The 8,501-nt window shown below is 64.2% G+C and carries 10 protein-coding genes; 5 read left to right on the plus strand and 5 right to left on the minus strand.

Annotation, left to right across the window (positions count from 1 at the left end):
- Nucleotides 1-300 precede the first annotated feature (300 nt).
- The 4 genes from Q0K12_RS11875 to Q0K12_RS11890 all read right to left on the minus strand — a co-directional run bounded on the left by Q0K12_RS11875 (nt 301) and on the right by Q0K12_RS11890 (nt 3,113).
- Nucleotides 301-699, minus strand: coding sequence for a hypothetical protein (locus tag Q0K12_RS11875; RefSeq protein ID WP_297263184.1), 399 nt, complete (start codon nt 697-699; stop codon nt 301-303).
- 66 nt (nt 700-765) lie between these two features.
- Nucleotides 766-1,380, minus strand: a complete 615-nt coding sequence (locus Q0K12_RS11880; protein ID WP_297263185.1) for a bifunctional nuclease family protein — start codon at nt 1,378-1,380, stop codon at nt 766-768.
- Complete coding sequence (gene miaB / locus Q0K12_RS11885) at nt 1,374-2,723, minus strand: tRNA (N6-isopentenyl adenosine(37)-C2)-methylthiotransferase MiaB (RefSeq protein WP_297263186.1); 1,350 nt, start codon at nt 2,721-2,723, stop codon at nt 1,374-1,376. Before miaB ends, Q0K12_RS11880 begins: the two co-directional genes overlap by 7 nt.
- 6 nt (nt 2,724-2,729) lie before the next feature.
- Entirely contained in the window at nt 2,730-3,113 is a 384-nt protein-coding gene (locus tag Q0K12_RS11890) for a hypothetical protein (protein ID WP_297227887.1), read from the minus strand.
- 143 nt (nt 3,114-3,256) lie between these two features.
- On the opposite strand from Q0K12_RS11890, the gene Q0K12_RS11895 reads away from it, so the two are divergent.
- Nucleotides 3,257-3,817 carry a hypothetical protein gene (locus Q0K12_RS11895; RefSeq protein ID WP_297263187.1) on the plus strand — a complete coding sequence of 187 codons (561 nt, stop codon included), beginning with the start codon at nt 3,257-3,259 and terminating at the stop codon, nt 3,815-3,817.
- 143 nt (nt 3,818-3,960) lie between these two features.
- Here the strand turns inward: Q0K12_RS11895 and Q0K12_RS11900 are convergent, their stop codons facing one another.
- Complete coding sequence (locus Q0K12_RS11900; RefSeq protein ID WP_297263188.1) at nt 3,961-4,242, minus strand: DUF5334 family protein; 282 nt, start codon at nt 4,240-4,242, stop codon at nt 3,961-3,963.
- Nucleotides 4,243-4,299: 57 nt separating this feature from the next.
- Here Q0K12_RS11900 and moaA point away from each other — a divergent pair, with 57 nt between their 5' ends.
- The 4 genes from moaA to Q0K12_RS11920 all read left to right on the plus strand — a co-directional run bounded on the left by moaA (nt 4,300) and on the right by Q0K12_RS11920 (nt 8,325).
- A complete protein-coding gene (gene moaA / locus Q0K12_RS11905; RefSeq protein ID WP_297263189.1) occupies nt 4,300-5,298 on the plus strand; it encodes a GTP 3',8-cyclase MoaA in 999 nt (332 codons plus the stop codon).
- Between the two features lie 446 nt (nt 5,299-5,744).
- The gene (ruvA, locus tag Q0K12_RS11910; protein ID WP_297263190.1) at nt 5,745-6,356 is read left to right on the plus strand and encodes a Holliday junction branch migration protein RuvA; all 612 of its coding nucleotides are present in this window, start codon (nt 5,745-5,747) and stop codon (nt 6,354-6,356) included.
- Nucleotides 6,357-6,449: 93 nt separating this feature from the next.
- Entirely contained in the window at nt 6,450-7,454 is a 1,005-nt protein-coding gene (ruvB, locus tag Q0K12_RS11915) for a Holliday junction branch migration DNA helicase RuvB (RefSeq protein WP_297263191.1), read from the plus strand.
- A gap of 181 nt (nt 7,455-7,635) precedes the next feature.
- Nucleotides 7,636-8,325 carry a DUF6198 family protein gene (locus Q0K12_RS11920; RefSeq protein ID WP_297263192.1) on the plus strand — a complete coding sequence of 230 codons (690 nt, stop codon included), beginning with the start codon at nt 7,636-7,638 and terminating at the stop codon, nt 8,323-8,325.
- Nucleotides 8,326-8,501: the final 176 nt, after the last annotated feature.

Below are 8,501 nucleotides of genomic sequence, written 5' to 3' on the forward strand. Positions count from 1 at the left end.
AGAGTAGACATGGTAACCTCCGTCTCCATACCTACTCTTTTTTGAAGCGTATGGAAATAATGAGTCCTGACCCTAGGGCCTGTTAACGCAAATTTTGCTAATTATGTGAATATATACAGAAAATCAGATGTGCATGTTCCGCCTGCCCTGACGGGCGATACGCCCCTCGTTCCTGCTTTTTCCCCTGATAAAAGCGCGCTGGGGAAGGGATGGGGGGATTGGGGGGAAGGGGAACCCCTCTCGCGCCGGCGGAGGGGTTCCCCTTCCCCCCAAACAAGCAGCGAGTAGTGTTAACAGGCCCTAACGGCTGAAGGGGATGATGCGGGCCATACGGTCATTGCCGGTATGCGCGCCGGCCGGCTGCGGCAGGGCATGGCGCTGCCCGCAGTAAGGGCAGCTGAGGGCACAGGCCGTTTTTTCGAGACGGATGAGCGCGCCGACCGTGTCGTAGCATTGCGGACAGAACGGCCCCTGCCGGACGCCGGGCGTCTGCAGCCAGTAAAAGCCGTTTTCGCGACTGAGATTCTTGGAGAGGTAGAGCACATCCTCCAGGGTGCGGATCTGCACCTTGAGGCGTTCCATCTCATCGCGCAGGGCGATGCAGCGCGATTGCAGCTCCATGAGCAGATGCCGGGCCTTTTCCGGCTGACCGGCGGCAAAGAGATCGTTTATTTCCTTGAAGCGGCGATAGTCCAGCATGATCTTCCCATCCGTTAAGCTCCCTATCGGAGGGGAAAATCAAAGCTTTAGGCCGGGCTTGCCGGGCTACATCTTCTGGGAAGTGACGGGTTCGAGCACCCGCAGCAGCTCCCGGTAACGGCGCTCCACGTCGGGGTCGGCATGGGGCAGATCGCGTCCGCGCAACAGCATGCCGTTCAGGACGTCCGCCTTGCGCCGGGCCTCGGCCTGCCGGGCCATGTCCGAGGCGGCGTCGGGCCGCTGGGCGCTTTCGCGCGGAGTGGTGGCGGCGGCGCCGGTCTGTGCGGCGTCCTCCCTGCCCTGAGTGAGCAGGGAGCTTCTGACGAAAATGGGGGCCTGGGCCCGCAGCGCCAGCGCCACGGCGTCCGACGGGCGGCAGTCCAGACGGATGGCCTTGTCCGCCAGCCGGAGGTTGAGGGCGGCGAGGTACAGGCCGTCGCGCATGTCGCAGATCTCCACGCCGCCGAGGCGTGCGCCCATGGCCTTGAGGCACATGAGCAACAGGTCATGGGTCAGGGGGCGGGGGAGCTGTTCGCCGTTGAGCATGAGGGAGATGGAAAGAGCTTCCATAGCCCCCACGAGGATGGACAGCCGCGCCTCGCCGTCCACCTGCCGAAGATAGACGACGGGCGTCTTGCTGGCGGCATCGAGCCCCAGACCGGTAACGCGCATCTCTAGCATGAGCTCTCCTCGCTGACGGCGCCCACAAGACTGTGCCGGTGGGCATGCTCGATGCGGACGCGCACCATGCGTCCCAGGTGATCGCCCGCGGGCAGCGGGGCATGCACGAGGGCCCCGTAGGCATCGCGTCCCTGCCAGCTTTCGCCGCATCCGTCGGCCGCATCGCGCGGGCTGCGGCCTTCCAGCAGGACATCGGCTTCCTGTCCGACGCGCGCGGCCAGCCAGGCATTGCCGAGTTCGTCCTGCAGGGCCTGCAGGCGGAGAAGACGGTCCTGCTGCACGTCCGGAGCGATTTTGTCCAGAAAGCGGCTGGCGCGTGTGCCGGGTCGGTCGGAATAGCAGAAGGAAAAGCTGGCCATGAAGCCGCAGGCCCGCATCATGTCCAGCGTGGCCTGGAAATCTTCCTCGCTCTCGCCGGGAAAGCCGACGATGAGGTCCGTGGACAGGGCGATGTCCGGGCGGGCGCGGCGCAGTTCCTCCACCAGCCGGAGAAAGCGGGCGGCATCGTATTTGCGGCCCATGCGGGCGAGCACTCTGTCCGAACCGGCCTGCAACGGCAGGTGCAGGCGGGGGCAGAGATGGTCCAGCTCCCCGAAGGCCGCCACGTCCTCAGGGCCCATGTCCTTGGGGTGCGGCGTCACGTAGTGCAGGCGCGCCAGGCCGGGCAGGGCGTTCACCTGATCCAGCAGGGCCCGGAAGCTCGTGCCGTCGCCGCTCTTGTCCTGCCCGAAGGCGTTGACGTTCTGCCCCAGCAGGGTGATGTCGGCGGCCCCGGAATCCAGCAGGGCGCGGCAGTCCTCAAGGATGGCCGCCGTGGCGCGGGACTTCTGCCGTCCCCGGGTATAGGGGACGATGCAGTAGGCGCAGAAATTGTCGCAGCCCTGCATGATGTTGACATGGCCCGCCGCGGCGCGCGGCAGCGGGGCCCCCGGCTCGCGCTCCTCGTAATGACTAGTGAAGTCCAGCAGGGAGAGCCGCAGGGCGGGATCGTCCAGCAGGCGTTCGATGGCGGCGGGAGCGCCGCTGATGCCGTCGCTGCCGGCCACGAGGCGCACCTGCCGCTGCCGGAACAGGGCATCGCCGAGCTGCTGGGCCACGCAGCCCGTCACGCCCACCAGGACCCGCGGCGAGTTGCCGGTGACCTGCCGGATGCGGCCAAGCGTGCTCATGAGCTTGAGCTCGGGTTTTTCCCGGACGGAACAGGTATTGACCACCACCACCTGCGCCTCTTCCAGCGGCGCGGGCGCAAAGCCGCGCGCTTCCAGCGCACGCCCCAGCCACTGGGAGTCGTGCACGTTCATCTGACAACCGAAGGTGATGATGTGATAGCTGCGTTCTTTCATGCCCGCTTACTGCTCCAGCCCGGAAGAGCGGTTGCCGCCGAAAAAGCCCGGCCCTTCGCCTTCCTCCATCTCAAGGTAGGAGATGCGCTCTTCCAGCCATTCCAGCAGCACGCGCGCCGTATCGTAGTTCAGCAGGACGCGCGAATGGATCTGGCGGGTGATGCGCTGCACTTCCATATCCGCATCGGAGAGCATCTCCGGCCCCACGGAGCCGTCCGGCGCCACAAGGCACTCGGTGGTTTCCGGCAGGGCGTTGCTCTCGTGGTAGAAATTCAGTTCCAGTTCGCCCTGATGATTGATGCCGCCCCAGACGCCATGCGCGGTCTGCAGACGCGCTTCAGGATTCATCTTGTAGGTATAGCGGATTTTTTCGGGATGATCGTTGCTCATGGGATCTCCTTGGCTGGTGGAACGGATAAATGGTAAAGAAGAGCTCACGCGAAGTAAAGCCGCCGTCGCGCTTTTCCCTTGACGCTGGGCCAGCGGTGAATACAATATCCCGGAAAAAGCATCGTCAACCACAAGGAGCCGCCGTGAGCGAAGCCGTCATCAAGGAACACAGCATTACCCCGTATTTCGATATGGAAGGGTTCATGACCCTCAGCCAGGAGACCCGGCTCGGCGGCGCCGTGCTGGAACGTCTGGTGAAACTCTGGGGCGAGTGGATGAAGGAGCTGCGGGTGGTGGAAGTGACGACCGGCAAGATCTCCTATCTGGTCGTCTGGCTGCCGGAAAGCATCGAGCAGGCCGTGGACGCCACCTGGGAAAAGTCGCCTTCCGAAGGCTGGCAGGACAACAATCTGGCCCAGTTCCTCTGCATGGCCGCCGTGCAGCAGCTCCTGCCGCAGGTGGAGGACGCCGGCTGTGCGCCCGCCCCGCGCCCCACGGAAGCCCTGCGCGAGGCGCTGGCCGGGCTGGGGCTGGAATATAAGGAAGGTCAGCCCACGCTCAACCGCCGCTTTGCGCTGGTGACCCATTATCCCTTCAAGGGCGGCTGCGAGATCTGCCACCTGCAGGACAATTGTCCCAAGGGACAGGGACAGGCCGAAAGCATGAGCGTGGTGCTGCCGGGACACGAGCCGGGCAAGAGCTGAATATGGCGTGACGGCTGTCCCGCCTGCCGCGGGCGCTCCGACAGGCTCCGCCGAACGGACGGGACAGACGCCGGTGCGCGACGGAGATACGTCGTGCATGGCGGCGAGACCGCTGGCCGCGCCGGACGGGACGACAGGGCGGATCAGCGGCCTTCCATGACGAGGGTGCGCGTCCCCCCTTCCGGGGTACGGACGACCACCTCAACGGTGCGGCTGTTGCGGGTGACGGATTTGACGAGGCAGGTGGTCGTCTGGTCGGTGGTATAGTCGCGGACGTCCACGTTCTCGCCTTCAACAGGCAGGGCATCGGGAATGATCTCCACCAGTTCCGTCGAATCGGCTTCAAAGCCGTCCCAGGCCGCCGCCGGCTGGGCGGCCAACAAGCAATATACGGGCACGATGGCCCCGATGAGCAGGTGTTTCATGGCCGCTTCTGTAAATCGAAAATGCCGTCTTGGCAACTGCCGGCAGGGAGGCGCGGCATGAGCGGCCTTGCCGACGGTCGCGGTCGCGTGGTGCGCTATTTGCGTCTTTCCGTCACGGACCGCTGCAATTTCCGCTGTCTCTATTGTCACAGCAACGCCCGTCACAACTTCATCCCGCATCCGCATATCCTGCGCTATGAGGAAATGGCGCGCATGGTGGGCATCATGTACGGGCTGGGCGTGCGCAAGGTTCGGCTGACGGGGGGAGAGCCCTTTGCCCGCAAGGGCTGTGGCGATTTCCTCGTCATGCTGCGGCGGCGCTTCCCGGATCTGGACCTGCGGGTGACCTCCAACGGGAGCCTTCTCGCGCAGCATCTCGATGCTCTGCGGGCCGCGCGGGTCAGCGCCGTCAATCTTTCTCTGGACAGCTTCGACCGGCAGACCTTTGCCGGCGTCACCGGACGGGACATGCTGCCCGTCGTGCTGGAAGCGCTGGATGCGCTGCTGGCGGCGGGGATCGGCGTCAAGATCAACGCCGTCGGCCTGCGGACCATCAATGACGGGCAGATGGCGGACTTTGTCCATGCCGCGCGCACGCTCCCCGTCGATGTGCGTTTCATCGAATTCATGCCCATGGGCGGCGATACGCTCTGGAGCGAAGACTATTTCTGGCCTGCCGAGGCCATGTTGGCCGCGGCGCGGGCCTGCACGGAGCTCATCCCCGCCGAGAGCGGAGCGGAGAGCGCCGGCCCGGCCCGCATGTTCTCCCTGCCGGGCGGCAAGGGACGGCTGGGCTTCATCACGCCGCTGAGCAATCATTTCTGTCATGCCTGCAACCGCCTGCGGCTGACCAGCGACGGCCGCCTGCGGACCTGTCTGTTCGCCGACCGGGAGTACGCGCTGCGGCCCGCCCTGCGCCATCCCCGCCTTGCCGATGCGGATCTGGCGCGCATGGTGCAGGCCGCTTGCCGCCATAAACCTCTGGGAGCGGACATCCTGCGCGCGCGGCAGGGCGCGGCTGTGGCTCTCAAGAGCATGCAAGGCATCGGCGGGTAAGTGGCGGCACAGTAAGACTGTGTTTTTTATGGGGGGAAGGGGAACCCCTCGCTCTGCTGTCGATGCCTGTAAGGCCTTACGGCCTAACAGGCACGGCCTCCGGCCGCCCGTCGGGTCGCTGCCAGCGCGAGAGGGGTTCCCCTTCCCCCCAAGCCCCCCATCCCTTCCCCAGCGCGCTTTTGCCAGGGAAGATACGGGGGACGAGGCGAGCCCATCCCCAAAGGCAAGCGGAGTGTGTACAGCGTACTTGTTTTATTTATTGAAATTTTTGTAAAATTTGTGTTAGCCCGCACTGGCTGCCGCAGGAGCCTTACGGGCATCGACAGCAGAGCGAGGGGGCTTCCCCTCAAAAATAAGCGGGAGATTTGGCCGCGTTCATAAGGAAGCCGCATGGGCGCGTGTCCTTCCGGAAGCGGGCGGATGCCGCCGGAGTGAAGGAGAGGAATATGATCGCCTATCTGGAAGGATTGCAGGCCGAGGTCTGGGGCAGTTGCTGCCTGCTGGTGACCAAGGGTGGGGTGGGCTATGAGGTGGCCCTGCCGTCGCACACCCTGTCGGCCCTGCCGGGGCGCGGGGAGCCCTTGGCGCTCTACACCTCGCTGGTGGTACGCGAGGATGCGCAGGAGCTCTACGGTTTCGCCACCTTTGAGGAGCGGCAGACGTTCGAGGTGCTGTTGTCCATCTCCAAGGTGGGCGCGCGTACGGCGCTGGCCATCCTGTCCATCTTCCGCCCCGACGATCTGCGCCGTATCGTGCTGGAAGATGACGTGCAGGCCCTGACGCGGGTGTCCGGCATCGGCAAGAAGACGGCGGAGCATGTTTTTCTTGAGCTGAAATACAAGCTCAAGGTGGAGGATGCGCCGCAGGCGGCCGTGCTTTCCGGCGGCGTCCGGCCGGGCTCGGTCTTTCGGGACGTGCTGGACGGACTGGGGAATCTTGGCTATGGCGAAGAGGAGTGCGCGACGCTGGTCAGGGATATCCTGCATGCGGAGCCCGACCTTGACGTATCCGGCGCGCTGCGCGCCGCGCTCAAGGCGCTGGCGCGGGGCAAGGCATAGGCCGAAGGCCCTGAATATTCCGCCGTGGTGTCAAGCGGCGCATGCGCAAGGCAACGACCGTCATAACTGAAAGAGTAGTATACTGATATGCCGATGGCACAGGATTCTTTTCATCTTCCCGACGAGGCGGGCATTTCCGAGGCGAGCGCGCTGGAAGAGAGCGTTCGTCCGCACTCGCTGGCGGACTTCATCGGACAGGATGAGCTGCGCGCCAATCTCCGCGTCTATCTGGATGCCGCCCGTGAGCGGGGCAGGGCGCTCGATCATACCATCTTTTTCGGGAATCCTGGTCTCGGCAAGACGACGCTGGCCCAGATCATGGCCTCGGAGCTGGGGGTCAATCTGGTCTGCACCTCCGGGCCGGTGCTGGAGCGCAGCGGCGATCTGGCGGCCATCCTTACCAACCTCTCGCGTAACGACATCCTGTTCGTGGACGAGATCCACCGCATGCCCATCGCCGTGGAGGAAGTCCTCTATCCGGCGATGGAGGATTTCAAGCTGGACCTCGTCATCGGTCAGGGCCCGGCCGCCCGCACCGTCAAGATCGATCTGGAGCCCTTTACGCTGGTGGGGGCAACGACACGCATGGGGCTCATCTCCTCCCCGCTGCGTGACCGCTTCGGCATCGTCGCCCGCCTGGAATACTATACGCCACAGGACCTTGCCCGCATCGTCACGCGCACGGCACGCATCCTCGGCGTGGCCATCAGCCCTGACGGCGCGGAAGAGATCGGCCGCCGCTCGCGCGGCACTCCCCGCATCGCCAACCGTCTGCTGCGGCGCGTGCGGGACTTCGCGCTCGTCCACGGGCACGGGACCATCACCGGGCCGCAGGCCGCCGAGGCCATGCAGCGCATGGACGTGGACCCGTTGGGGCTCGACCAGATGGACAGACGCCTGCTGGAAGTGATCATCCGTCACTATGACGGCGGCCCCGTGGGCATCAAGACGCTGGCCGTCGCCTGCTCGGAAGAAGTGCGGACCATCGAGGACATCTACGAGCCCTACCTCATCCAGTGCGGTTTCCTCAAGCGCAGCCCGCGCGGCCGCATTGCCACGGCCAAAGCCTACAAGCACCTCGGTCTGCTCATGAACTGACCCCGCCGTGCGCCTCTTTTCTGCGAGGGTGGACACTGTCGTGCGCGTGGTTGGGCGCAGGAGGCGTCCCCATACCACCCGTTGGTCACGCCAGGGAGGTTCCCGCGGCGTCAGCGTGGGAGAAGGTGAGGCTTTTTCCCCTCCGCTTGCAAATGTCTTGCCACCGGCGTACGTTGAGGGGATGAAAACGAAAAAGGAAATCGCCAAACGCTACGGGGGCCTGTGCGTGGCCCTGTTCGTCTGCGCCTTGGGAGTGGCACTGATCACCAATGCGCACCTGGGCACCTCGCCCATCACCAGTCTGCCTTATGCTCTGACCTTTATGCTGCCGCTCAGTCTGGGGGCTTTTACCTTCCTGAGCAACATCATCTTCCTGGTCATCCAGAAGATGCTTCTGGGCAGGCAGTTCGGCATCGTCCAGATGATGCAGCTGCCCGCTGTGCTGGTGTTCGGCATCTTCATCGACTTCTGGATGTGGGCGACGGCGCCGCTCATAGCCGACAACTACATCTGGCAAGTCTTCATGTGCGTTGCGGGTTCGGCCGTCCTCGGGCTGGGGATCAGTCTGGAGATCGTCTGCAATGCCACCGTCCTGCCGGGGGAGGGCATGGTCATCGCCATCGCCTACAAGACCCGGAAGATGTTTGCCAATATCAAGATCCTCTTTGATATCACCCTGGTCATCAGCGCGGCCGCACTGGCGCTCGCTGTCCTGGGCGAGATCGTCGGGCTGCGCGAGGGCACGGTGCTCTCGGCCTTTCTCGTGGGCCAGTTCGTCAAGCTTACGAGCGGTTGGGCCCGGCGTCTCAAGCCTCTTTTCTGGACGGCGCGACAACGAAAGCAGGCCAGCGCGCGGCGCATTCCCCGGTAAGATCGTGAGAAAAGGAGGTTGGGCGTTGAGGAGGCGTCAAGAAAACCTCCTTTCAACATGTTGAGATCATGAAACAAAAAAAGAAAAAGAAAAAAGTTGAAAAAACTTCTTGACCTTTGTCGGGAAAGAGTCCATAAACGCTTCTCGCGCCGGGCGGTTGCAGAAAGCGAACGCCG

Origin of the sequence: uncultured Desulfovibrio sp., assembly GCF_944324525.1 — a bacterium.
Taxonomy (GTDB): Bacteria; Desulfobacterota; Desulfovibrionia; order Desulfovibrionales; family Desulfovibrionaceae; genus Desulfovibrio.